Source organism: Modestobacter sp. NPDC049651, from assembly GCF_040659695.1.
Taxonomy (GTDB): domain Bacteria; phylum Actinomycetota; class Actinomycetes; order Mycobacteriales; family Geodermatophilaceae; genus Modestobacter.
Genome location: NZ_JBFAOG010000006.1, coordinates 1 through 23,708, shown reverse-complemented (window position 1 = coordinate 23,708; position 23,708 = coordinate 1). Strand labels below are relative to the sequence as shown.

The 23,708-nt window shown below is 75.4% G+C and carries 24 protein-coding genes and 1 tRNA gene; 14 read left to right on the top strand and 11 right to left on the bottom strand.

All coding sequences use genetic code 11. From position 1 onward, the window contains the following. Nucleotides 1-6: 6 nt before the first annotated feature. Nucleotides 7-375 carry a hypothetical protein gene (locus tag AB0J00_RS10530; RefSeq protein ID WP_357743827.1) on the bottom strand — a complete coding sequence of 123 codons (369 nt, stop codon included), beginning with the start codon at nt 373-375 and terminating at the stop codon, nt 7-9. A 418-nt stretch (nt 376-793) separates the two neighbouring features. Here AB0J00_RS10530 and AB0J00_RS10525 point away from each other — a divergent pair, with 418 nt between their 5' ends. Genes AB0J00_RS10525 through AB0J00_RS10510 form a run of 4 tightly spaced genes read left to right on the top strand, consistent with a single transcriptional unit; the run spans nt 794 to nt 3,330 of the window. Then, the gene (locus tag AB0J00_RS10525; RefSeq protein ID WP_357743826.1) at nt 794-1,357 is read left to right on the top strand and encodes a biotin transporter BioY; all 564 of its coding nucleotides are present in this window, start codon (nt 794-796) and stop codon (nt 1,355-1,357) included. Continuing rightward, nucleotides 1,354-2,088: an ABC transporter ATP-binding protein gene (locus tag AB0J00_RS10520; protein WP_357743824.1), complete on the top strand. Its 735-nt coding sequence runs from the start codon at nt 1,354-1,356 to the stop codon at nt 2,086-2,088. The genes AB0J00_RS10525 and AB0J00_RS10520 overlap by 4 nt, the downstream gene beginning before the upstream one ends. Nucleotides 2,089-2,143: 55 nt before the next feature. After that, nucleotides 2,144-2,794 (top strand): energy-coupling factor transporter transmembrane component T, encoded by a 651-nt coding sequence (locus AB0J00_RS10515; protein ID WP_357743822.1) that lies wholly within the window; start codon nt 2,144-2,146, stop codon nt 2,792-2,794. Further along, entirely contained in the window at nt 2,791-3,330 is a 540-nt protein-coding gene (locus AB0J00_RS10510) for an MOSC domain-containing protein (RefSeq protein ID WP_357743820.1), read from the top strand. The genes AB0J00_RS10515 and AB0J00_RS10510 overlap by 4 nt, the downstream gene beginning before the upstream one ends. A 239-nt stretch (nt 3,331-3,569) precedes the next feature. Here the strand turns inward: AB0J00_RS10510 and AB0J00_RS10505 are convergent, their stop codons facing one another. After that, entirely contained in the window at nt 3,570-3,974 is a 405-nt protein-coding gene (locus AB0J00_RS10505; RefSeq protein WP_357743819.1) for a thioesterase family protein, read from the bottom strand. 46 nt (nt 3,975-4,020) lie between these two features. Here AB0J00_RS10505 and AB0J00_RS10500 point away from each other — a divergent pair, with 46 nt between their 5' ends. Further along, nucleotides 4,021-4,452 carry a phosphatase gene (locus AB0J00_RS10500; protein WP_357743817.1) on the top strand — a complete coding sequence of 144 codons (432 nt, stop codon included), beginning with the start codon at nt 4,021-4,023 and terminating at the stop codon, nt 4,450-4,452. Nucleotides 4,453-4,558: 106 nt separating this feature from the next. Here AB0J00_RS10500 and ettA read toward each other — a convergent pair whose 3' ends face one another. After that, the gene (gene ettA, locus AB0J00_RS10495; protein ID WP_357743815.1) at nt 4,559-6,229 is read right to left on the bottom strand and encodes an energy-dependent translational throttle protein EttA; all 1,671 of its coding nucleotides are present in this window, start codon (nt 6,227-6,229) and stop codon (nt 4,559-4,561) included. Nucleotides 6,230-6,343: 114 nt separating this feature from the next. Next, nucleotides 6,344-6,856, bottom strand: coding sequence for a single-stranded DNA-binding protein (locus tag AB0J00_RS10490; protein ID WP_357743813.1), 513 nt, complete (start codon nt 6,854-6,856; stop codon nt 6,344-6,346). Between the two features lie 402 nt (nt 6,857-7,258). Between AB0J00_RS10490 and AB0J00_RS10485 the strand changes: the two genes are divergently transcribed. Beyond that, nucleotides 7,259-7,331, top strand: a tRNA-Arg gene (locus AB0J00_RS10485). A 12-nt stretch (nt 7,332-7,343) separates the two neighbouring features. Here AB0J00_RS10485 and AB0J00_RS10480 read toward each other — a convergent pair. Then, complete coding sequence (locus AB0J00_RS10480) at nt 7,344-7,925, bottom strand: DoxX family protein (protein WP_357743811.1); 582 nt, start codon at nt 7,923-7,925, stop codon at nt 7,344-7,346. A 72-nt stretch (nt 7,926-7,997) separates the two neighbouring features. After that, the gene (locus AB0J00_RS10475) at nt 7,998-8,561 is read right to left on the bottom strand and encodes a TetR/AcrR family transcriptional regulator (protein ID WP_357743809.1); all 564 of its coding nucleotides are present in this window, start codon (nt 8,559-8,561) and stop codon (nt 7,998-8,000) included. A 92-nt stretch (nt 8,562-8,653) separates the two neighbouring features. On the opposite strand from AB0J00_RS10475, the gene AB0J00_RS10470 reads away from it, so the two are divergent. Beyond that, the gene (locus tag AB0J00_RS10470; protein WP_357743807.1) at nt 8,654-9,139 is read left to right on the top strand and encodes a hypothetical protein; all 486 of its coding nucleotides are present in this window, start codon (nt 8,654-8,656) and stop codon (nt 9,137-9,139) included. Nucleotides 9,140-9,142: 3 nt separating this feature from the next. On the opposite strand, the gene AB0J00_RS10465 is transcribed toward AB0J00_RS10470, so the two are convergent. Then, nucleotides 9,143-10,501: an FAD-linked oxidase C-terminal domain-containing protein gene (locus AB0J00_RS10465; protein ID WP_357743805.1), complete on the bottom strand. Its 1,359-nt coding sequence runs from the start codon at nt 10,499-10,501 to the stop codon at nt 9,143-9,145. A gap of 109 nt (nt 10,502-10,610) precedes the next feature. On the opposite strand from AB0J00_RS10465, the gene AB0J00_RS10460 reads away from it, so the two are divergent. From AB0J00_RS10460 to AB0J00_RS10450, 3 genes are all read left to right on the top strand, one after another. Further along, the gene (locus AB0J00_RS10460; protein ID WP_357743803.1) at nt 10,611-11,744 is read left to right on the top strand and encodes an alpha-hydroxy acid oxidase; all 1,134 of its coding nucleotides are present in this window, start codon (nt 10,611-10,613) and stop codon (nt 11,742-11,744) included. Continuing rightward, nucleotides 11,741-12,589, top strand: a complete 849-nt coding sequence (locus tag AB0J00_RS10455; RefSeq protein WP_357743801.1) for an SDR family NAD(P)-dependent oxidoreductase — start codon at nt 11,741-11,743, stop codon at nt 12,587-12,589. The genes AB0J00_RS10460 and AB0J00_RS10455 overlap by 4 nt, the downstream gene beginning before the upstream one ends. 91 nt (nt 12,590-12,680) lie before the next feature. Next, a complete protein-coding gene (locus tag AB0J00_RS10450) occupies nt 12,681-13,826 on the top strand; it encodes a trypsin-like peptidase domain-containing protein (protein ID WP_357743799.1) in 1,146 nt (381 codons plus the stop codon). A 1-nt stretch (nt 13,827) separates the two neighbouring features. Here AB0J00_RS10450 and AB0J00_RS10445 read toward each other — a convergent pair whose 3' ends face one another. Both AB0J00_RS10445 and AB0J00_RS10440 read right to left on the bottom strand, forming a co-directional pair. Beyond that, nucleotides 13,828-14,457: a hypothetical protein gene (locus AB0J00_RS10445; RefSeq protein WP_357743797.1), complete on the bottom strand. Its 630-nt coding sequence runs from the start codon at nt 14,455-14,457 to the stop codon at nt 13,828-13,830. Nucleotides 14,458-14,519: 62 nt separating this feature from the next. After that, on the bottom strand, nt 14,520-15,551 hold the full coding sequence (locus AB0J00_RS10440; protein WP_357743796.1) for an LLM class flavin-dependent oxidoreductase: 1,032 nt from the start codon (nt 15,549-15,551) through the stop codon (nt 14,520-14,522). A gap of 114 nt (nt 15,552-15,665) precedes the next feature. Between AB0J00_RS10440 and AB0J00_RS10435 the strand changes: the two genes are divergently transcribed. The 3 genes from AB0J00_RS10435 to AB0J00_RS10425 are packed head-to-tail and all read left to right on the top strand — an operon-like array spanning nt 15,666 to nt 17,659. After that, a complete protein-coding gene (locus AB0J00_RS10435) occupies nt 15,666-15,968 on the top strand; it encodes a DUF427 domain-containing protein (RefSeq protein WP_357743794.1) in 303 nt (100 codons plus the stop codon). 40 nt (nt 15,969-16,008) lie between these two features. Next, the gene (locus AB0J00_RS10430; protein ID WP_357743792.1) at nt 16,009-16,404 is read left to right on the top strand and encodes a hypothetical protein; all 396 of its coding nucleotides are present in this window, start codon (nt 16,009-16,011) and stop codon (nt 16,402-16,404) included. After that, nucleotides 16,397-17,659, top strand: a complete 1,263-nt coding sequence (locus tag AB0J00_RS10425; protein WP_357743790.1) for an ANTAR domain-containing protein — start codon at nt 16,397-16,399, stop codon at nt 17,657-17,659. Before AB0J00_RS10430 ends, AB0J00_RS10425 begins: the two co-directional genes overlap by 8 nt. A 21-nt stretch (nt 17,660-17,680) precedes the next feature. Here the strand turns inward: AB0J00_RS10425 and AB0J00_RS10420 are convergent, their stop codons facing one another. Further along, nucleotides 17,681-19,615: a CheR family methyltransferase gene (locus AB0J00_RS10420; protein ID WP_357743788.1), complete on the bottom strand. Its 1,935-nt coding sequence runs from the start codon at nt 19,613-19,615 to the stop codon at nt 17,681-17,683. Beyond that, on the bottom strand, nt 19,612-20,688 hold the full coding sequence (locus tag AB0J00_RS10415) for a chemotaxis protein CheB (RefSeq protein ID WP_357743786.1): 1,077 nt from the start codon (nt 20,686-20,688) through the stop codon (nt 19,612-19,614). Before AB0J00_RS10415 ends, AB0J00_RS10420 begins: the two co-directional genes overlap by 4 nt. A 279-nt stretch (nt 20,689-20,967) precedes the next feature. On the opposite strand from AB0J00_RS10415, the gene AB0J00_RS10410 reads away from it, so the two are divergent. Next, nucleotides 20,968-23,586 carry an EAL domain-containing protein gene (locus tag AB0J00_RS10410; RefSeq protein ID WP_357743784.1) on the top strand — a complete coding sequence of 873 codons (2,619 nt, stop codon included), beginning with the start codon at nt 20,968-20,970 and terminating at the stop codon, nt 23,584-23,586. The last annotated feature ends 122 nt before the right edge of the window (nt 23,587-23,708 follow it).

The following is a 23,708-nucleotide window of genomic DNA, read 5'->3' as shown; positions in this document are numbered from 1 at the left end:
CGTCGGTCAGACGGACACGTTGCCGGCGACCGACCGGAGCTTGTGCCGGGCCAGCGCGAGGTTGGCGGTCGTGCGGTTGAGCACGAGGTAGATGAACAGGCCGGCGTTGCCTTGGCCCTTGAGCACGTTGATCAGGTGGTACTGGCTCTCGAGCGTGATCAGGATGTCCTCGATCTCGTCCTTGAGCTCCAGGTCGCTGATCGTGCGCAGCTTGGCGCGGATCACGTTGGAGTTGCCCGCAGCGGCGACGTTCAGGTCGAAGCCCGGGGTGCCGCCGACGGCCAGGGCCATCCCGCTGTCGATGTCGACGATGGCGGCGCCGTTGGCGCCCTCGATCGCGAGCAGGTCGGCGATGACGTTGTCGAGCTGTGCCACGGTGAGTGCTCCTGTCGTTTCCGGGAAGGGGCGCAGCGGGGTGCTGCGCACCGGTTCGGGCTGGGCCCCGGCCGGGCTCGGGGGCCCGGGCTCCGGGGTGTCCTGGCCGACGGCGGGCGGCGGCTCGGGCAGCGCGGGCGGGGAGTCCTCAACGCGCTCCGGGGGGAGTGCGCGCACCGCCCCCGGAGCGGGGTCCTGCGGCTCGGGCCGCCCCCGCCACAGCGACGCCCACCACCCGCTTGCCATGCCTCGTTCCGCCTTCGCCGTAGGGCTCAGGACCTCCAGACAACACGTCCCCGCAGGGCCCGGCAAACCGACCCGCATATCCCCTGGTGAGCGCGCCGACACCCTCCGCCACCGGTCGTCGACGGCCGTCCGCCGGGTACCGGCCGATCGCGCTCCGGTAGCTTCGCGGCACGTGAGGACCCGGGACCTGAGCTACGTCGCCCTGTTCGCCGCGATCACCGCGGTGCTCGGCCTGGTGCCCGCGATCAACGTCGGCCCGGTGCCGGTGACCGCGCAGACGCTGGGCGTGATGCTCGCCGGGTCGGTGCTGGGCGCGAAGCGCGGCTTCCTCTCCCAGCTGCTGTTCCTGGTGCTCGTCGCCGTGGGGCTGCCGCTGCTGGCCAGCGGCAGCGGGGGCCTGAGCGTCTTCGCCGGCCCGTCGGCCGGCTACCTATACGCGTGGCCGCTGGGCGCGTTCGTCACCGGGCTGGTCACCGAGCTGGCCTGGCGGCGGTTCACCCTGGGCTGGGCGGTGCTGGCCAACCTGCTCGGCGGGGTGCTCGTCGTCTACGCCGTCGGTGTCCCGTTCGTCGCCGTGTACGCCGGCGACGTGACGCTCGCGCAGTCGTTCACCGGCTCGTTCGCCTTCCTGCCCGGCGACGCGGTGAAGGTCGTCGTCGCGTCGCTGTGCGCGGTGCAGGTGCGCCGCGCCTACCCGGTGATCGAGCGGCCGCGGCGGGCCCCGGTCTCCTCGTGAGGGCGCGGCGCGCCGCCCGGGAGCCGGCCGCCGTCGCCGACCCGGCGCGCGGCATCGAGCTGACCGGGGTGGGCCACGCCTACGGCGAGCGGACCGTGCTGGCCGGGCTGGACCTGCACCTCACCGAGCGCCGGATCGGGGTGGTCGGCGCGAACGGGTCGGGCAAGAGCACCTTCGCCCGGCTGCTCAACGGCCTGGTGGTGCCGACGGCGGGCCGGGTGCTCGTCGACGGGCTGGACACCCGCAGCCAGCTGCGCGCCGTCCGCCGGCGGGTCGGGTTCGTGTTCCAGGACCCCGACGCGCAGATCGTGCACCCCACCGTCGCCGAGGACGTCGCCTACGGCCTGGAGAACCTGGGCGTGCCGGCGGCGGAGCGCGCCGAGCGGGTCGCGGAGGTGCTCGCGCGGTACGGGCTGGCCGGGCACGCCGACCACCCGGCGCACCTGCTGTCCGGCGGGCAGAAGCAGCTGCTGGCGATCGCCGGGGTGCTGGTGATGCGGCCGGCCCGGATCGTGTTCGACGAGCCGACGACGCTGCTGGACCTGGTCAACGCCCGCCGGGTGGCCCGGGTGATCGAGGAGCTGGACCAGTCGGTCGTCGTCGTCACCCACCAGCTGGACCTGCTCGACGGGTTCGACCGGGTGCTGGTCGTGGACGGCGGCCGGGTGGTCGCCGACGACTCCCCCGCCCCCGCGATCGCCGCCTACCGCGCGCTGATGGCCGACCGGTGAGTCCACCCCACGAAGCCGCTCCGCCGGCGCTCCACGGCTCCGCGGGGACTGCGGGGTGAGCACGCTCGCGCTGTACGTGCCGGGCGCCAGCCGGGTGCACCGCTCCCCCGCCGGCGCGAAGCTGCTGGCCCTGGTGGCGCTCAGCGTGCTGCTGTTCGCGGTGCCGCGGGTGCCCGTCGCCGGGGCCGCCCTGGTCGCGGTGGTGCTGCTCGGGCTCGTCGGCGCCCGGCTGCCCGCAGCGCTGCTGGCCCGGCAGGTGCGCACCGTGCGCTGGTGGCTGCTGGCGCTGTTCGTGGTCACCTGGGTGGTGGGCGACCTGGCCGGCGCGGTGCTGGTGGTGCTGCGGCTGCTGGCGCTGGTGCTGGCCGCGGCGGTGGTGACCGCGACGTCCCGGGTGACCGAGCTGGTGACCGTGGTCGAGTGGCTGTGCGCGCCGCTGCGGGTGCTCGGCGTGCGACCGGCGCGGATCGGGCTGCTGGTCGCGATGACGCTGCGGTTCATCCCGCTGGTCGCCGAGCGGGCCGACCGGGTGCGCGAGGCGCAGGCGGCCCGGGGCGGCAGCGCGCGCGGGGTGCGCGGGCTGACCGACCTGGCCGCGGCGCTCCTGGTGCAGGTACTGCAGCTGGCGCACACGACGGCGGAGGCGCTGGACGCGCGGGGGGCCGACGACGAGCCGCCGGCGCGGAGCCGGAGGATGCGGGCGTGACCGGTCGGGTGCGGGAGATCTGGACGGCGCCGCGGGCGGCGGCGCCGATGGTGCGGCGCCCGGCGGTGCGGGCGCTGCCCGGTGTCGGGCTGGAGGGCGACCGGTACGCCCTCGGCGGTGGCACGTGGGCTGCGTACCCGGTGCAGGAGAAGCAGGTGACGCTCATCGACGCCGATGCCGTCGCCGAGGTGGCGCGGCTGGCCGGCGTGGACCTCTCGCCCGGGCAGACCCGGCGCAACGTCGTCACCACCGGCATCGACCTGCCCGCGCTCGTCGGCCGGTTCTTCCTGGTCGGCGAGGTGCTGCTGTTCGGCACCAAGCGCTGCCCGCCGTGTACCCACCTCGAGCGGCTCACCGGGTTCCCCCTGGTCAAGCCGCTGGCGCCGCGGGGCGGGATCAACGCGGCGGTGTTCACCGGTGGTGAGGTCGCCGAGGGCGCCGCCGTCCGGCCGGTGGACGACGCCGAGGCCGCCCGCCGCGGTGCCCCGGTGGGCGCCGACCGGCCGGTGCCCCGGATCGTCGCCCTCCCCAGCTGACCACCCCCGCCGGGGGGTGGGGGCGCACCCGCGCCCACATATGGGCCCCCACCGGCAGCCGGTGGAGCCGGGGGTCAGCGGCGGGGGTGGCGGGGTTTGGCGGGGCGCCCCCCGTGGCGGCCCCGCCCCTCGCCCCCCCCCCGCGCTTTGCCGCCCCCCCCGCCATCCCTCTTTCGGCGCCGAAAGCGGACCGGATTCTCGCGAGGAACCGGGCCGGTTGATCGCGAGAGAGCGGGGCGTCAGTCGTCGTGGTGCTGGGCGAGGAAGTCCTTCTCCTCGGGGGTGAGCCGGCGCGGGCGGTTGAGCGCGAAGTCGACGGGCACGAGCAGCGTGCTGCCGGTGACGGCGAGCGTGCCGTGGTCGAACAGCTCGTAGTGGCAGCGGAACGACGCGGCGCGCACGTCGGACACCCACACCTCCACCCGCAGCGGCTCGGCGTCGTAGACCACCGACCGCTTGTAGGCGATCTCGTGCGAGGCGACGACGATGCCGCGGCGGAGCCCGGTCTTCTCGTCGTGCGTCGGGTGGTCGAAGAACAGGTCGACGCGGGCCATCTCGAAGTAACCGAGGAAGGCGACGTTGTTGACGTGCTGGTAGGCGTCCATGTCGGACCAGCGCATCGGGACGGCGACGGTGTGCCTCACGACCGTCACCCTGCCGCACGGCCCGGGCCGCCCCTACGGTCGGGGTGTGGGCGAGACCTGGGAGCCGGGGACGCCGGGGCTGGTGACCCTCCCGTCGGGGCGGACGGTGCGCGGTCGGGGCCTGCGCGGCCGGGTCCCGCCGGGGCAGCTGCCGGAGTTCGGCGTCTACCTGCTGGGCCGGCGTCCGCCGCGGGTGCCGTGGGAGCGCCGCTGGGTGTTCACCGCCGACTTCTGGGTGCCGCGCGACGTGGCGGGCTTCCGGTCGGCGCTGCGGGAGGCGTGGGACCGCGCCGGGGCGCAGCGGGTGGAGGTCGCGTGCCGGGGCGGGATCGGGCGCACCGGGACGGCGCTGGCCTGTCTCGCCGTCATGGACGGCGTGCCGCCGGACGACGCGGTCGCGTGGGTGCGGGCCCGGTACCGGCCGCGCGCGGTGGAGACGCCGGTGCAGCAGCGGTTCGTGCGCGGCTTCCGGGCCTGAGACGCCGCCGGCCGGCCGGAGCAGCAGCTCCGACCGGCCGTCGGTCGGCCCCTTCGCAGGGTCCCGCCGCGAGCGTGCGAGCGGTGGGGGGCGGAGGGGTCTTTGCTCAGTCGCGGGTGAGCTTGCGGTACGTGGCGCGGTGCGGACGGGCCGCCTCCAGGCCGAGCCGCTCGACCTTGTTCTTCTCGTAGTCGGCGAAGTTGCCCTCGAACCAGAACCACTTCGAGTCGCCCTCGTACGCGAGGATGTGGGTCGCGACGCGGTCGAGGAACCACCGGTCGTGGCTGACCACCACGGCGCAGCCGGGGAACTCCAGCAGCGCGCTCTCCAGGCTGGTGAGCGTCTCGGTGTCCAGGTCGTTGGTGGGCTCGTCGAGCAGCAGGAGGTTGCCGCCCTGCTTCAGGGTGAGCGCCAGGTTCAGCCGGTTGCGCTCACCGCCGGACAGGACGCCGGCCTTCTTCTGCTGGTCCGGGCCCTTGAACCCGAACGCCGAGACGTAGGCCCGCGAGGGCATCTCGACGTTGCCGACCTGGATGTGGTCGAGGCCGTCGGAGACGACCTCCCACAGCGACTTGTTCGGGTCGATGCCGCTGCGGCTCTGCTCGACGTAGCTGATCTTGACGGTCTCGCCGACCTTGATCTCGCCGTCGTCCGGCTCGTCCTGGTCGACCAGCATCTTGAACAGCGTGGTCTTGCCGACTCCGTTGGGGCCGACGACGCCGACGATGCCGTTGCGCGGCAGCGTGAACGACAGCTCGTCGATCAGCAGCCGGTCACCGAAGCCCTTGGTGAGCTTGTTGGTCTCGATGACCACGCTGCCCAGCCGCGGGCCCGGCGGGATCTGGATCTCCTCGAAGTCCAGCTTCCGGAACTTGTCGGCCTCGGCGGCCATCTCCTCGTACCGGGCGAGACGGGCCTTGCTCTTGGCCTGGCGGGCCTTGGCGCCGGAGCGCACCCACTCCAGCTCGTCGGCCAGGCGCTTGGCGCGCTTGGCGTCCTTGGCGCCCTCGACCTTGAGGCGGGCGGCCTTGGTCTCCAGGTAGGTGGAGTAGTTGCCCTCGTAGGGGTAGGCCCGGCCGCGGTCGAGCTCGAGGATCCACTGCGCCACGTTGTCCAGGAAGTACCGGTCGTGGGTGACGGCGATGACGGTGCCGGCGTACTTCTCGAGGTGCTGCTCCAGCCACGCGACGCTCTCGGCGTCCAGGTGGTTGGTGGGCTCGTCGAGCAGCAGCAGGTCGGGCGCCTCGAGCAGCAGCTTGCACAGCGCGACGCGGCGGCGCTCACCACCGGAGAGCACCTTCACGTCGGCGTCGCCGGGCGGGCAGCGCAGCGCGTCCATGGCCTGCTCGATGCGGTTGTCGAGCTCCCAGCCGTCGTTGTTCTCGATGACCTCCATGAGCTCGCCCTGCTCGGCGAGGAGGGCGTCGAAGTCGGCGTCGGGCTCACCCATCGCCGCGCTGACCTCCTCGAAGCGGGTCAGCGCCGCGCGGAGCTCCTTGACCGCCTCCTCGACGTTGCCGCGCACGTCGAGGTCCTCGTTCAGCGGCGGCTCCTGCTGCAGGATGCCGACGGTCGCGCCGGGGGCGAGCACGGTGTCGCCGTTGGAGGCGGTCTCCAGCCCGGCCATGATCTTCAGGACCGTCGACTTGCCGGCGCCGTTCGGGCCGACGACGCCGATCTTGGCGCCGGGCAGGAACGCCAGGGTGACGTCGTCGAGGATCACCTTGTCGCCGTGCGCCTTGCGCGCACGGACCATCGAGTAGATGTACTGGGCCACTTGGGGTGTCGAGCCTTCCGTCAGCGAGCGGGGACGGGGCGGGACGGCCGGTGAGCACCGTCGTCCGGCCCCGCCCCCTGCGTTCTCGGCGCCGATCCTCCCAGCCCGGGAGGCTCACGTCAGCGACGACTCCAGGTCGCCCGCATCGGTGCGTGCATCGGCGTGCACATCTTCCAACGTCACGGCACCCCCGTCGTAGTCCGTCGGGCGGTCGGCGAACGGGTCGACCGGGCCGTCGACGGCTCCCGGTGCGGCCCCCGGTGACGCCGCGCGGGTCTGCTTGACGAACGTCGCGTGACCGCGGGCCAGGTTCAGCCCGACCGCGATCGCCTTGATGCGGTCGGTGTACCGGCGGCCGTTCTCCGACTCCCACTGCTCGGTGGCCAGCACACCGCGCACGATGACCGGGTCACCCTTGCTGATGCTGCGGGAGACGTTGCCGCCGAGCTCGCCCCAGCATGCGACGTCCACCCAGTAGGTCGAGCCGTCGACGAACTGGTTGGCCTGCGGGTCGAACCGCCGGGCGGTGGACGCCATCCGGAAGTTGGTCACGACGGTGTCGCCGACCCGGTTCAGCCGGGGCGCGTCGGCGACGTTGCCGATGACGGTGACGGTGGTCTCGTTCACGGTGCTCCTCGAGGTGAGGCAGGCGCCGGGGGCGGCGCGACCGGCGCGGTGCCGGCTGACCACACCGTCGCCGTCCGGAGCCCCGCGCCGCGGACCACCGGGCGATCTGTGGACCGACCACCCGGATGTGGACGGCGGGGAGCGCCTCCGCCGTCCACGTGCTCCACCACCGCTGCGCGCGTCGCCGGCCGCCTCCGCACGCCGGGCACGGGGGTGCGCACCCACTGGCACGTGGCCTGGGACCCGGGCCGATCGGCCCCGTCATCGGCGGCGCCGTCACCCGGCCGACCCACCCGCCACCGGAGATCGCTGTCCTGGGGCTGTGGCGGATGGCACGATGTGCCTGCGCCGGGCCGGACGGCCCACGCGCGGTGCGGCTACGGGCTCCCGGCGCCGGACCGAGCGCCCGTAGCTCAGCGGATAGAGCAGGTGCCTTCTAAGCACTTGGTCGCAGGTTCGATCCCTGCCGGGCGCGCTCCGAGCGAGGTCAGGCGCCGGACGTCGTCGGGTCGCCGGCGGTGTCGCCGTGGGCCGCGTCGACCGCCTCGGCCGCGCCCGGGTCGGCCACCGCCGGGGTGGCCGGCGCACCGCGGCGGCCCAGCTCGATGGTCAGCAGCGCGGTGCCGATGCCGGTGGCCAGCGCGCCCAGCGCCCAGGCCGGACCGCTCCGCTCGATGCCGAGCGCCCGGTCCAGCGACAGGTCCCCGGGCCCGGTCTCGGTCAGCGCGGTCACCGCACCGATGAGGACGGCGTTGTACTCCCAGCCGCCGTTGGCCACCCACGGCCCGTTCGGCCGGTGCACCTTCTGGATCGCCGTCGTCATCACGCCGGTGAGCGCGGCCGAGGCCAGCGGCGTCGCGAGCCCGGCCGCGAGCAGCGCCCCGCCGGCGGTCTCCGTCGTCCCGGCGAGGACGGCGTGCACCTTCGCCGGTCGCATCTGCAGGGACTCCATCATCCCCTCGGTCCCGGCGCGACCGGGACCGCCGAACCACCCGAAGAGCTTCTGGGTCCCGTGCCCGATGAACAGGCCGCCGATCAGGAGCCGTGCCGCCAGTCGTCCGACGCTCATGCCGTCCTCCATCGTCTGGGTGGGGCCACGGTCCCACGCCCGGACGCCTCACGGGGCGCGCTGCGTCGCCGTCTACGAACCGGGGCCGGCGGGTCCGCCGAACAGCAGGTCGCCGGCGCGGGCGAGCACCTGCGCCCGGGGCCGGTCACCCGCGTCGACAGCGAGGAAGTGCTCTCCGATCGCCAGGCAGAACGCGAGCAGGCTGCGCGCCTCGACCTCGTCGGGGTCGCTGCAGAGGGACCCGATCAGCTCGCGGAGCAACGCCATCCGCCGGCCGTCCACCCGCCGCAGGCGCGCGGCCACCGCCTCGTCGCGCCGGGCCCAGTCGCGCACCGCGAGGTCGATCGGGAGCAGCCGGTCGCTGGAGAAGGTCAGCGTCCCGGCCCGCCAGATCCGGCTGCGGGCATCCCCGCCCGCGCGCTCCACCTGGGCGAGCACCTCGTCGGTGCTCTCCCGCTCCCAGGTGTCGAGCACCGCCTCGAGCAGGGCGTCGCGGTTGGCGAAGGCACCGTAGAAGCCGCCCTTGGTCACGCCGAGCGCCGCGGCCAGCACCTCGATCCGGACGGCGTCCGGACCTCCCGCGGCCAGCGCCCGCAGGCCCTCCTCGACCCACCGCTCGCGCGGGGTCCGGGTCACACCCACATCGGGCTCCCCAGTTCATGTACGGCGCCGTACACATCGGCTACGGTGCTCACGTACGGCACCGTACACACCAGGAGGCACGTCCCATGGCCCTCGCCTTGCTCCCCACCGACCGGGTGACCCGGGAGGTCCCCGGCCCGGTCCGCGCGCTGAGCTCCCTGGACCGGATCGACTACGCCGACCGGTTCACCCTGGCCACCGCCGCCGCCGCGACGCCCGAGCAGTGGGCCCGGGCGATGTTCGGCGACGTGCCGAGCCCCGCCGAGCAGCTGATCTGGCGCGGTGTGCTCGGCTTCCGCCTCGCCCGCGGTCGATCGCCGGCCACGGTCGCCGGGTGGCGCATCGGCGGGCACGGCGACGACTGGATCCGGCTGGAGACCGCGTCGTGGGCCCTCAGCGCCGACATGCTGGTGCAGACCGCCCGCGGCCAGGTGACCTGGACGACCTGCCTGCGGTTCGACCGGCCGCCCGGTCGCGCCGTCTGGCGCCCGGCGTCCGCCGTACACCGCCGGCTCGTGCCCGGCGTGCTCCGCGCTGCGGCGAGCCGGCTGGAGCGGGCCACCGCCGGATGAGGGTCACCACAGCACGCCGGGGTTCATGATCCCCAGCGGGTCGACCGCCTGCCGCACCCGGCGGCCGAGGTCCATCACGTCCGGGCCGAGCTGCTCGGGCAGCACGTGCCGCTTGGCCCGGCCGACCCCGTGCTCACCGGTGATCGTGCCGCCGGCGGCGAGCGCCACCCGGAGCAGCGCGTCGAACGCCTGGTGGGCCCGCACCCGGGCGGCCTCGTCGCCGGGCGGGTAGACGATCGCCGGGTGCACGTTGCCGTCGCCGGCGTGCGCGAAGGTCGGGATCTCCACGTCGAACTCGGCCGCCACCGCCTGCACCTGCGCGAGCACCTCCGGCAGCCGGTCGACCGGCACGCAGACGTCCTCGGCGAGCAGTGCGCCGCGGGCGTCGATCGCCGGTCCGCACGCCCGCCGCGCCTCCAGGAACAGCTCGCCCTCGGCCGGGTCGTCGGTGGCGAACACGTCGCGGGCGCCGGCCGCCTCGCAGCACTCCGCGACCACCGCCATCTCCTCGGTGCGCGCGGCACCGGGAGCGTCGGACTGCACGATCAGCAGCGCCCCGGCGGTCCGGTCCAGGCCCATCGGGGCCACGTCCTCGACCGCGCCGACCGCCCCGGCGTCCATCAGCTCGACCATCGACGGGCGCACCCGCGCGGCGATCGCCACCACCGCCCGGCCGGCGTCCGCGGGGCTGTCGAAGGTGGCCACCACGGTCGCGGCGGGCGGCTGCGGCGCCACCAGCCGCAGCACCGCGCGGGTGACGATGCCGAGCGTCCCCTCGCTGCCGACGAACAGCGCCAGCAGCGGCAGGCCGGCGACGTCCTTGAGCGTGCGGCCGCCGAGGGTGACCAGCCGGCCGTCGGGCAGCACCACGTCCAGCCCCAGCACGTAGTCGGCGGTCACGCCGTACTTGACGCAGCAGATGCCACCGGCGTTGGTCGCGACGTTGCCGCCGATCGAGGAGATGCGGAACGAGCCGGGGTCGGGCGGGTACCAGAGCCCGGCCGCGGCGGCGGCGTCCTTGACCGCGCTGTTGAGCGCGCCCGGCTCGGCCACCGCGACCCGGGTCACCGGGTCGACCTCGACCGCGGTCATCCGCTCGGTGGTCACCACCAGGCCGCCCTCGACCGCCGTCGCGCCGCCGGCCAGCGAGGTGCCCGCGCCGCGCGGCACCACCGGCACCCGGTGCGCCGACGCCCAGCGCAGCGCCGTCTGCACGTGCGCCGCCGTCTCCGCGCGGACCACCGCCAGCGGGGTGCCCGCGTCCGGCCGTCGGGTCCAGTCGTGCCGGTACTTCCCGGTCAGTTCCGGCTCGGTGACCACGACGCCGTCGGGCAGCGAGCGCACCAGCTCCGCGAGGGCCATCCCCGCAGCATGCGGCCGCACCCCCGCCGGCGTCCCGTGACATCTGACGTAGCCGCAGCCCGCCCGGCGACCCGGGACAGCCACCGGACCTGCGCGGTTGCATGGCGCGGTGCGACTGAGCCGGGCGGTGAACCTCGCCGAGGTGCGGGCCGTCGCCCGCCGCCGGCTGCCCGCCGCCGTGTTCGACACCATCGACGGCGGCGCGGACGACGAGCTGACGTTGCGGCGCAACGAGGCGGCCTTTCAGGAGCTGCTGCTGCGGCCGCGACCGCTGGTCGACGTGACCACCCGCAGCACCGCCACCGAGGTGCTCGGCCAGCCGGTGTCCCTGCCGGTGCTGCTGGCGCCGACCGGCGGCGGCCGGGTCGCGCACCGGCACGCGGAGCTCGCCGTCGCCGCGGCCGCCGCAGCGGTCGGCACCGTGCACGTGCAGAGCACCGTCACCAGCTACGCGCTCGAGGACGTCGCGGCCGCCGCCGGCGGCCGGGCCTGGTACCAGCTCTACCTGCCCGAGGACCGCTCGCGGACGGCGCCGATGGTGCAGCGGGTCGCCGACGCCGGCTACCGCGCGCTGGTGCTCACCGTCGACACCCCGGTGTTCGGCGGCCGCGAGCGCGACCGGCGCAACGGGTTCAGCCTGCCGCTGCGCGTCGGCGCCCGGCTGGCGGTCGGCACCGCCACCCACCCGCGGTGGGCGCTGGACCAGGCCCGCGGCGGCCTGCCCGGCGCCGGCCGGCGGCTGCCGGTGCGGGCCACCGTGGAGCAGATCCGCGCGTCTCCCAGCCCGGTCACCTGGGCCGACCTCGCCCGGGTGCGCGCGCTCTGGCCCGGTCCGCTGCTGGTCAAGGGCGTGCTCGACGGTGAGCAGTGCGACCGGCTGCTCGCCGAGGGCATCGACGGCCTGGTGGTGTCCAACCACGGCGGGCGCCAGCTGGACGGAGTCCGCGCGACGGTCGAGGCGCTGCCGGAGGTGGTCGCGGCCGCCGGGGGAAGGGTGCCGGTGCTGCTGGACGGCGGCGTGCGCCGCGGAACCGACGTCCTCAAGGCCCTCGCGCTGGGCGCGACCGCGGTGCTCATCGGCCGCCCGTACCTGTACGGGCTGGCCGCCGGCGGGCAGGCCGGCGTGGAGAAGGTGCTGGAGCTGCTGCGCGCCGAGCTGGACCGGGCGATGGCGCTCACCGGGTGCACGAGCGTGGCCGACGTCGACCGGCGGCTGCTGGACGGGAAGGGGACCAGGAGATGAGCGAGGGAGTCGTCGCGCCCGGCCGGGTGGCGGTCGTCACCGGCGCGGCCAGCGGCATCGGGCTGGGGCTGGCGCAGCGGTGCGCCGCCGAGGGCATGCGGGTGGTGCTGGCCGACGTCGAGGAGCCGGCGCTCGCCGCCGCGGCCGCCGGGCTGCGCGAGCAGGGCGCGGAGGTGCTGCCGGTGGTCACCGACGTGGCCGACGCCGCCTCCGTCGAGGCGCTCCGCGATGCCGCGCTGCAGGCGTTCGGCGCGGTGCACCTGGTGGTCAACAACGCCGGGGTCGGCGGCTCGCAGGAGCCGCTGTGGGAGGTGCCGCTGGGCGACCTGCAGTGGGTGTTCGGGGTGAACCTGTGGGGCGTGGTGCACGGCGTCCGCTCGTTCGTGCCGGTGCTGCTGGAGCAGGGCGCCGGTCACGTGGTGAACGTCAGCTCGGTGTTCGGGCTGTTCGCCGGCTCGCTGGGCGCCTACGGGGCGTCCAAGCACGCGGTCGTCGCGCTGTCGGAGTCGCTGCACTTCCAGCTCCGCGAGGCGGGCGCCCCGGTGGGGGTCTCGGTGCTGTGCCCCAGCGCGGTGCGCAGCAACTTCGACTCCTCCTCCCGCAACCGCCCCGCGTGGGCCGGCGCGGCCGAGGACACCGGCGCCGCCACGCAGGCCGCCCGCGGCGACCTGCACGCCCGGTCCGCGCCGCCCCGCGAGCCGGCGGAGGTGGCCGGGCTCGTCGTCGACGCCGTCCGCACGGGGCGCTTCTACGTGCTGACCAACTCCGCCCGGGACACCGCGATCCGGATGCGCGCCGAGGAGGTGCTCGCCGGCGTCCCGCCGACACCGCCGCTGACCTGGTGACCGGCGCTGCTCCCATGCTCCTCCCAGCGCGTGCAGGGAACTCACCACCGGCGCACAGGGAGCCCTGGGCAGGGCGGCGTCTCCTGGGGACGTGACCGAGAACGAGACCCCGCCCGCCACCGCCGTCCCGCACCGCCGCACGAAGCTGGGCCTCGCCGCGGGCGCCCTGGGCGCGCTGGGGCTGGCCACCGGCGTCGTCGTCGGCGTGCACACCGGCGGGACGTCGGCCGGCACCCTCGCCCAGCAGCCGGCCGCGTACTCCGAGCCGGTGGTGCTCGGCCGCGGGGGCCTCGGCTCCGGCTGGCCCGGTCAGGGCGGCAGCGGTACGACCAGCAGCACCCCGGCCGGCACCGCCACCGCCGACCAGGTGGTCGGCGTCGTCGACATTACCGCCACCCTCGGGTACCAGGACGCGCAGTCGGCCGGTACCGGCATGGTGCTCACCTCCGACGGCGAGGTCCTGACCAACAACCACGTCGTCGAGGGCGCCACCAGCATCACCGTGACCGTGCTGAGCACCGGCCGCAGCTACGAGGCGGCCGTCGTCGGCACCGCGCCCACCGCCGACGTCGCCGTCCTCCAGCTCACCGGCGCCTCCGGGCTGGACACGGTCGACGTCGACGACGACGGGGTGGCGGTCGGCGATGCGGTCACCGCGGTCGGCAACGCCGGCGGCGACCCGGACTCCACCAGCGCGGCCGACGGCACGGTCACCGCGCTCGACCGGTCGATCACCGCCACCGGCGAGGGCGGCTCGGACGCCGAGCAGCTCACCGGGCTGATCGAGACGAACGCGGACGTGCAGGCCGGCGACTCCGGCGGCCCGCTGTTCGACGCCGAGGGCGAGGTCGTCGGCATGGACACCGCGGCGTCCAGCGGCGGCCCGGTGCAGTCCTACGCGATCCCGATCGCGACGGCCCTCGACGTCGCCGGGCAGATCGAGGACGGCGTCGACGACGGCACGGTGCACCAGGGCCAGCCGGCGTTCCTCGGGGTCTCCGTGCGGGACGGCGCCACCATCGCGGGAGTGGTCCCCGGTGGCCCGGCCGACGGTGCGGGCCTGACCGCCGGCGACGTGGTCACCGCGGTCGGTGGAACGGTGATCACGAACGCCGAGGACCTGTCGACGGCGCTCGCCGCCCACGACCCCGGCGACCGGGTGACCGTCTCCTGGACCGACACCACCGGCGCCGCGCACTCCGCCACCGTCACCCTGGCCACCGGCCCGGCCGACTGAGTCACGCGGTGGCGGGCTGCGGGAGGCCCGAGAGGAACCGCCGGGCCCGGCGCGTCACCAGCAGGGTGCACCCGCCGGCCCCCAGCATCACCAGGACGCATGCGCCGCGCAGCACCCGCAGCCAGACGTCGTCGTCGATGGCGCCCTGGGCGAGCAGCCAGACGAGGCAGCCGAGGCTCTGCACCAGCGTCGCCGTCGCCAGCGCCTGCTGCTCGGCCTGCCAGCGGACGAGCCGGAGGTGCTCCGACCGGAGCGGTACCCGACCCCGGACCTGGTCGCGCAGCTCGCGCCGCTGGCGCCGGGCCAGCACCGCGAGCGGCTTCTCCCGGCGGCTGTACAGCCACGAGGCCCGGATGCCGGCGAACTGGACCACGAAACCCGCGACGGTCAGCACGACCGCCGCGGCCTTCCAGCCGGTCGTGGGATCGCCGTCGGCGCGCACGCCCGCCGCCCACACCGCGACGGCTCCGGCCGCGAACGGCAGCGCCACGGCGAGCCAGCGGTCGGCCTTCCGCGCGCTGACGCGCCAGTCGTCGGCGTCCGCGAGCGGGTAGCGGTCGAGCGTCGCCTCGGCGTCCGCCCAGCGCTCGCCGTCCGAACGCTCCGGCTTCGCCCGACGACCAAGATCCACGCCGGGATCATGGAGGACGCGCGGGTCAGCCGCCAGCCGGGCGGCCGACCCGCGGGCACAGGTCAGCGCCGGTCAGGGTGCACCCAGCCGATCGCCGGCAGGACGTGCTCGGTCAGCGTCTGCAGCAGCCGGGCGTTGTACTCCACGCCCAGCATGTTCGGGATGGTCAGCAGCAGGGTGTCCGCCTCACGCACGGCGACGTCCTTGGCCAGGGCCTCGGCCAGCTCGTCGGGCTCGCCGGCGTAGCTCCTGCCGAACCGGGCCCGCACGCCCTCCAGGACGCCGACCTGGTCGGTGCTGCGGCGCTCGTCGCCGAAGTACTGCCGGTCGACGTCGCTGGTGATCGGCATGACCGAGCGGCTCACCGAGACCCGCGGCTCGCGCGGCCAGCCGGCGTCCGCCCAGGCGGCGCGGAACCGCGCGATCTGCTCGGCCTGAAGCTCGTCGAACGGCACCCCGGTGTCCTCGGAGAGCAGGGTGGAGCTCATCAGGTTCATCCCCTGGTGCGCGGTCCACTCGGCGGTGGCCCGGGTGCCCGACCCCCACCAGATGCGGTCGCGCAGCCCTGGCGACTGCGGCTGGACGGCGAGCCGCGCGTTGCCGCCGACCATCCGCGGGTCGGCGTCGACGACGGCCGCGCCGTCGATCGCGGCGAGGAAGAGGTCGGTCTTCTGCCGGGCCAGCTCGGCGTCGTCGCTGCCCTCGGCCGGCACGTAGCCGAAGCTCTCCGAGCCGCGCAGCGCCGTCTCCGGTGACCCCCGGCTCACGCCGAGCTGCAGCCGGCCGGCGCTGATCAGGTCGGCGGCGGCCGCCTCCTCCGCCATGTACAGCGGGTTCTCGTACCGCATGTCGATGACGCCGGTGCCGATCTCGATCCGCCGGGTGCGCGCCGCGATCGCCGACAGCAGCGGGAACGGCGAGGCCAGCTGGCGGGCGAAGTGGTGCACCCGCACGTAGGCGCCGTCGACGCCCAGCTCCTCGGCGGCCTCCGCCAGCTCGACCGTCTGCAGCAGCGCGTCCGCGCCGGTGCGCACCAGCGACCCCGGGATGGGCTGCCAGTGCCCGAAGTTCAGAAAGCCGATCTTCTTGTCCACGCCGCCTCCAGCGCTCCCCCGGCGTCCGGTGTTCCCGTCGGGATGCTCCGGGCACCCGACGGTGTTGCCCGCTACAGCGGCCGCACCCGGCGGCCGACCACCGGAGGGAACGACATGCGCGCGACCGTCGACGGCACCGTCATCGCCGAGGCACCGGAGTCCGAGCTGGTCCGGATCGAGGGCAACTGGTACTTCCCGCCGTCCGCGATCGTGCCGGGCGCGCTCACCGAGAGCCCCACGCCCTACACCTGCCCGTGGAAGGGCGCGGCCCAGTACTGGGACGTGGTGACCCCGTCCGGCACGACGAGGGACGGCGCCTGGAGCTACCCCGACCTCAAGCCCTCGGCGGTCGAACGGGTGGGACGGGACTTCGCTGGGTACGTGGCCTTCTCCCCGGGCGTGACCGTGGGAGACTGACCACCCCGGCGGCCCCGCAGGCGGCCGGGCAGGGGGGGACATGGGCGCCGACCACCAGGACGCCGGTCACCGGGCGGCCGACCGCGCCGACGAGGTCGCGCACCGGACGGCGGAGCTGTCGGAGCGGATCCAGCGCCTGGCGGCGGGTGATGCCCCGCGCGCCGTGGACGTCGCCGCCTCGCAGGAGCACGCCCGCCAGGCGGTGGCCAAGGCACGCGACGCGCACGAGCGGGCCGTCGCGGGGCACGAGCGCGCCGCCGCGGCCCACGACCGGGCGGCCCAGGCGCACGACGACGCCGCGGCGCGCGGCCTGGGTGACCCGGCCGACCACCAGCGGCGGGCGGACCGGCACCGCGAGGCCGCGGAGCAGGACCGCCGGGAGGCGGAGGAGGACCGCGCGGAGGCGGCGGCCGAACCCGTCGACGACCGTGACTGAGCCGCCGGCCGCCCCCCGTGACGATCTGCGCGTCGACGAGCTGATCGCCCAGCTGGCCGACGTCGAGGTCACCCGGGAGGAGCTGCAGGTCGTCGAGGAGACCCTGCGCTCGCAGCAGCAGGACGCGGAGCGGCTGCTGGCGCGGTTCGAGGCGGAGCACCGCTGGCGCAGCCGCCTGTCCGCACTGCTGCCCGTGGGGCTGTGCCTCACCGACGGCAACGGCAAGCTCGTCGACGCCAACCCGGCGCTCGCAGCCACGCTCAGGGTGGGTCTGCACCGGCTGACCGGCAAGCCCCTGGCGGTGTACCTCGCCCCCGCGGACACCGCCGACTTCCGCCACCAGCTTCGGGCTCTGGCCAGCGGTGAACGCCCGGAGCACCGCGGCGCCGTGACCCTCCGGCCGCGCGGTGGGGCGCCGGCCGAGGCGGAGCTGTTCGGCTTCCCCGAGACCGTCGACCACGACCCGGCCACCGCCAGGGTCCAGTGGGTCCTGGTGCCGCGCCGGGCGACCGGCGGCGAGCCCGGACTGCTGCCTGCGCACTCGGAAAAGCTGGCCGAGGCGCTGGCCCAGCTGTCCGCGCTGCCGGTGGCGACGGTGGACCGGCACCAGCTGCTCGGTCGGATGGCCACCCTGGTCGGCGGCGCGGTGCCCGCGGCCTCCTGGGTCAGCGTCACGGTCGGTCCACCGGGCAGCCCGGACGGCGTCGGCAGCGACTCCGCCCAGGCGCAGGCGTTCGACGGGCTGCAGCTGCGGGCGGAGGAGGGCCCGGCGTTCGACGCCCACGACACCGGTCAGGTCGTGCTCAGCCCGGACATCGGCGCCGACGAGCGCTGGCCGGTGCTGGCCAAGCTCGCCGACCGGGGCGAGGTGCGCAGCACGCTGGTGCTGCCTGCGCGGACCGACGGGAACAGCACCGCGCTGGTCAGCCTGTACGCCGACCGGCGGCATGCCTTCGGCCCGTCGGACCGGCGGATCGCCGAGCTGGTGGTCGCCGCCGTCGCGGGGGTGCTGCAGATGGTCGCCGAGCGGGAGTCGCTGCACGAGCTCACCGGGCACCTGCACCGGGCGCTGGACTCCCGCGCGGTGATCGACCAGGCCAAGGGCATGGTGATGCTGCAGCTGGACGTCGACGCGGAGGAGGCCTTCCGCCGACTGGTCGCGCTCAGCTCCCGGCTCAACGTCAAGGTGCGCGACCTCGCCCAGCTGATCGTCGCCGGAGACCGGGACTCGGTGCTCGGCGCGCTGCGCGGCTGACCGGTCCGGGGCGCCCGCAGGTCAGCTCCTGGCGGCGTCCATCACGACCACCGCGCCGCCGACGTCCTCAGTGCCGTCGGCGTCGGGGCCGCTGAAGGCGCTGACGGTGACGCGCACGTTCACCGGCCGGCCCCGCCGGTTGACCGCCTCGAGGTCGAGGGCCTCGAACGGCGGCCCGTCGCCGGACACCTGGCGGCGCAGCAGCGGGTGCAGCTGGGAGACCGGCAGCCCGATGTCGAGGTTCAGCAGGTACTGACCGCGCACCTCGTCGTTGCGCAGGCCCCACAGCTCCTCGGCTGCGGAGTTCCACACCTGCACCCGCAGCTCGCGGTCGACGACGACGACCCCGTTCTGCAGGCTGCCGAGCACGCTGGTCATGAAGGTGTTGAGCGCCGACAGCCGCTCGCTGCTGCCGCGCTGCTCCTCGTTGGTGGAGTGGAGCTCGTCGTTGATCGACTGGAGCTCCTCGTTCATCGTCTCCAGCTCCTCGTTGGTGGACTGGAGCTCCTCGTTGGTGGTCTCCAGCTCCTCGACGGTCGACTGGAGCTCCTCGTTGGTGGTCTCCAGCTCCTCGTTGGTCGACTGGAGCTCCTCGTAGGCGGTCTCCAGCTGCCGGTTGGCGAACTCCAGCTCGCCCTGCAGCGACTGGTACCGGGTGACGTCCTCGAAGATGATCGTGGTGCCCAGCAGGGCGCCGTCCTCGCGGTAGAGCGGGACGACCTGGACGTCGAACACCGCGGACTCCTGCGCCGGCCGGCGCCGCTCCACCCCGCGGACCCACAGCGGCCGGCGGGCCGCCTGGGCCTCGCTGATCGTGCCGCGCAGCTCGACCGGGCGGTAGGAGAGCTCCAGGTCCTGGAACGGCCGACCGACGTCGCGCTGGTCGACCCCGAACGTGCGCGCCGCCTGGTGGTTGACCATGGCCAGCCGGCCGTCGGCGTCCAGCGCGAGCTGCGCGGCCGGGGCCGACAGCATGGCCTCGCGGCGGAGCCGGGCCAGGTCGCCGCCGGAGCCCTCCGCAAGGTCGCGCGCGAGCTCCGGCCCCTGCCGGCGGTCGGTCGGCCGCCCGGCCGACCGCTTGCGGAAGAACCTCCGGGTCAGGTCGACGGGGGTGAACAGCTGCCCGTGCGACAGCAACATCTCCGCCTTGCCCAGGAAGAGCAGCCCGTCCGGGTTCAGCGCGAAGTGCAGCCGGCCGAGGATCCGGTCCTGCGTCTCGGCGGTGAAGTACATCAGCGTGTTGCGGCACAGCAGCAGGTCGACGTGCGAGATCGGGGCGTCCTGCACCAGGTCGTTGCGGCCGAAGATGACCGTGCGGCGCAGGTCCTTGCGGAACGCCCAGCGGGAGCCCTCGGGGGTGAAGTACGCCTCGACCTGCTCGGCGGTCAGCCCGGTCATCTCGCGCTCGGTGAACACTGCCGCCCGCGCCTGCGCGAGGGCCTCCTCGTCGACGTCGGTCGCGTAGATCTTCACCCGTGCCCGGAACTGCTCGGTGCCCAGCGCGTCGGCCAGCAGGATCGCCAGGCTGTACGCCTCCTGCCCGGACGCGCACCCGGCGCTCCAGATGCGGATGACCGGTCCGCTGGTCGCCAGCAGCTCCGGGAGCAGCCGCTCCCGGAGGTGGTCCCAGGATGCGCGGTCGCGGAAGAAGCTCGTGACGTTGATGAGGATGGTGTTGAACAGCGGGGTGAACTCCTCGGGGTGCACCTCGAGGAAGTCCTGGTAGGCGGCGACCGACGTGATGCCGATGTCGGTCATCCGCCGCCGTACCCGGCGCACCAGGCTGGGCCGCTTGTAGCCGGTGAAGTCGAACGCGCGCCGTTCCCGGAGGAAGACCAGCAGGTCCTCGAAGTCCGGGTCCCGGCCGGCCGCCTCCGCCCCGTCGAGCTCGGTGCCGTCGAGGTCCGGGTCGAGAGCGCTGCCGGGGTCCACGGGGTGCCCGTCGTCCTTGCTCATCCGAGCTCACCGTCCCGTTCCTCGTCGCGGTCGGTAACCGGGTCCCCGAGCCGGTCACCGACCGGGCTGCTCACCGGGCCGTGCTCGGCGTCGCCGTCCTGCAGCAGGTGGCGGATCACCAGCGCTGCCCGGTGGGACTCGTCGTGCCGGGCGAAGAAGGTGCGCGCGGTCAGCGCGTGCCCGTTCCGGTCAGCGCGCTCCCCCATCCGGCGGCTCAGCGCCGCCCGCTCCTCCAGCCCGCGCAACGCCGTCCAGAGCGCGCTCTCCAGTGCTTGCGCCTGCTCGGCCAGCAGCGACTCCGGCGACCAGGCGTGCCCCACCCGGCACCGGTACCGCTCCAGGCCCCCCTCCGACAGGGAGAACAGCGCGCCGTGGCAGGACGGGCAGCCGAAGCCGGACGGCGTGCCGGGGCGGTCGTCGGCGTTGAGCGCCGTCGCGTCGAAGTCCGCCATCGCCGTCTCCGTCTCCATCAGCGCGGTCGCCGGTGGACCGACCGCGGGGTCGACCGGCTCCTCGAGCAGGTGGGCGAGCAGCTCGCCCATCGCGGCGACCGGTACGGCGTGCTCGGCACCGCCGACCTCCAGCGCGTGCCGCGGCATGCTGGGGTACACGGCGTCGTCGGGGTCCTGGACGACGACGAGCCCGCCGCGGCTGCGGACCGCGATCGTCCCCGCCGTGCCGTCGTCCAGCGCACCGGACAGCACGACGCCCACCGTGCGGGCACCCCGGGCCCGGGCCGCCGAACGGAACAGCACGTCGACCGCGGGCCGGTGGCCGTTCTCGCGCGGGCCGCGGGACAGCGCGACGTGGCCGTCGACCACCATGAGGTGGCGGTCGGGCACGGCCACCAGCACGGTCCCCGGCTCGAGTGCGTCGCCGTCCTGGGCCTGCCGGACGGGCAAAGCGGACGCCCGGTCCAGGATGGCCGGCAACGCGCTCGGCGACGAGGCAGGCATGTGCAGCACGACGAGGACGGCCGCCGGCAGCCCGGCGGGGAGGCTGCCCAGCAGCCCGCGCAGCGCCTCCACCCCGCCCGCCGACGCACCGACCACGATCAGGTCCCGCCGAGCCACGATCCACTCTCCGATCTGCGTCCCCCGGGCGCGGGCTGGCGCAGGTGGGTGGGGAAACCGTAGTTGCCCCACCCGCCGACGGCGTACCGACGACCCCCGGGATCCGGCCGGGGAACTGGCAGACCCGCGCCGACCCCGCCGCCGGCGGTCCGTTCGCCCGGCGGGTGTCCGTGCCCGGCTGAGGACCGACGGACAGGAGTGACCCTGTGTGACGGCACGACCACGGCATCACACGCCGAGTTCCCCGGCTCGTGGCTGTCCATGGGTCAGGCTGTCCAGGTGACGACCTCCGCACCCCAGACGCCCGGGCCCGGCGCGCCCGGACCCGGCCCCGCCGGGCCGACCGGCGCCACCCGGGCGCGGCTGCGCGCCGCGGACCTGCTGCTGGCCGACCGCGGCCAGCTCGTCCGCGCCCTCTTCCTCGCCGCGCCGATCGCCAAGGCCGTCGTCGACCCCGACGGCACCCTGCTCGTGGTCAACCCGGCGCTGTGCACGCTCACCGGGTGGAGCTACGACCAGCTGGTCGGTGCGCACCTCGACGTGCTCGCCCACCCGGACGACGTCCCGCTCGCCGACCGGGCCGCCGAGCCCGCCCCCGGCGCCCCGCTGCTGGACCCGCAGCTGCAGGTCGAGGGCGAGCGGCCGCTGCTGCGCGCCGACGGCGAGACGGTCTGGGTCGAGCAGACCCAGGAGACCGTGCACCACCCCGACGGCACCGTGCAGTTCGTCGTCGTCGCGATGGTCGACGTCACCGACCGCCGCCGCGCCGAGGACGACCTGGTGCAGCGCGCCCTGGTCGACCCGCTCACCGGGCTGCCCAACCGCCGCGCGCTGGCCGACCGGCTGGCCCACGCGCTGGTCGTCTCCCGCCGGCGCGGCACCCCCGTCGGGCTGCTGCACCTGGACCTCGACCGGTTCACCGCGGTCAACGACTCCCTGGGCCACGAGGGCGGCGACCAGCTGCTCTGCCAGGTGGCCGACCGGCTGCGCTGGTGCACCCGGGCGGAGGACACCGCGGTCCGCTTCGGCGCCGACGAGTTCCTCGTGCTCGCCGAGGACGTCGAGGACCTCGACGCCCTGCGCACCCTGGCCGACCGCCTGCTCGCGGTGCTCGACGAGCCGTTCGTCGTCGAGGACCGGGAGATCACCCTGTCCGCCAGCGTCGGCATCACCCTGGGCAGCGACATCGCGCCCGAGGCCCTGCTCCGGCAGGCACACAGCGCGCTCGCCCGGGCCAAGGCCAGCGGTGGCCGCGGCCGGATCGAGGTCCACGACGACGCGCTCGGCGAGGGCTACGTCGACCAGCTGCAGCTGGAGAACGACCTGCGGCACGCCCTCGAGGCCGGCGAGCTCCGGCTGTTCTACCAACCGATCGTCGCGCTCTCCGACGAGCGGCTGCTCGGCTACGAGGCCCTCATCCGCTGGCAGCACCCCACCCGCGGGCTGCTCCCGCCGGCCGCCTTCCTGGCCGCGGCCGAGGACAACCGGCTCACCTCCCGGCTGGGTGCCTGGGTGCTGCACCAGGCCTGCTGGGACGCCGCGGGCTGGGACGAGCACCTGCGGGTGCACGTGAACATCTCCGCCCGGCACCTGGCCGAGCCCGGCTTCAGCGAGCTGGTCGAGGACGCGTTGACCCAGTCGGGGCTGGCTCCCGACCGGCTGGAGCTGGAGATCACCGAGTCGACGGCGCTGTTCGCCGCCGACGCGACGCTGCAGGCCATCGACGAGGTCACCGAGGCCGGCGTCACGCTCGCGCTCGACGACTTCGGCACCGGCTACTCCGCGATCAGCGCGCTGCACCGGCTGCCCATCCACACGGTGAAGATCGACCGGTCGTTCGTCGCCGACGTCGTCACCGAGCCGGCCACCGCCGCGCTCGTGCAGGGGCTGCTCCAGCTCGGGCAGGGCATGGGCCTGCAGGTCATCGCCGAGGGCATCGAGGACGGCGAGCAGGCCCGCTGGCTGCTCGAGCACGGCTGCGCCATGGCGCAGGGCTACGCCTTCGGCCGTCCCGCGCCCCTGCCGGCGCGGGACCTGGAGGAGCCGCCGGCCCCGCACGACCTCTCCGCGCTGGACCTGCCGCCGGTGCCCCCGCGGGCCGAGGGCGTCAGCCGGACCGTCGACACCGGCTGGCCGGCCGACGACCAGACCGCCGACCACGCCGCCGCCGAGGCGGTCGGTCCCAGCACCGACCGGTTCGCGGCGCCCCAGGTCGACCACTCGGCGCCGTCGACCGACCGGTTCGCCGCCCCGGCCACCGGCGGGTTCACCGCGCCGGCCACCGACGAGTTCACCGCGCCGCCCACCGGCGAGTTCGGCGCACCGGCCACCGGCGGCTTCCCGGCCCCGGCCACCGGCGGCTTCCCGGCCCCGGCCACCGGCGGCTTCCGGGCCCCGCGCCACGGCGCGGCCGGCACCGGTGGGCTGCGCGCGGTCCCGGACCTGCCCCCGGCGCAGCCGCTCGAGGAGCCGGCGACCGAGGGACGGCACGGTGAGCGCCGCTCGGCCGACCGCGGCGAGGAGGACCGCCGCTCGGTCGACCTCGGGCCCGTCGCCCGCGGCGCCGACGACGACCTGCGGGCCCGGCTCGCCGAGCTGGCCGACCTCCCCGGCCTCGAGCAGCTGGCCGCCGCCATGGACGCCGCCGCGCGCACCTGGAGCACGGCGACCAGCGAGCAGCCCGCCGTCGAGGACCCGGCCACCCCCGCGGTCGGCTGGGCCGCCGCCCGCGAGGACGTCGTCTGGCTGTCCGACACCGCGGGTGACGTGCCCGCACCGCGCGTCGTCCCCGGTGACCTGCCCGAGCCGCGGCGCCCGGCCGACCCCTCGCCGCGGAACCGGCGGGCGGAGCCGGCGTCCGGACCGTTCCGCCGTCCGGACGCCGGCGACCTGGACTGACCCACCACCGACGCGAACGGCCGGTCCCCCCCCCGGGGGCCCCGCCGGGGCGGATCCCGCCGGACAGGGGCCCGGGGGGGTCCCCCGAAACGCGGGGGGGCCACCCGCCGGCCGGCCCGGAC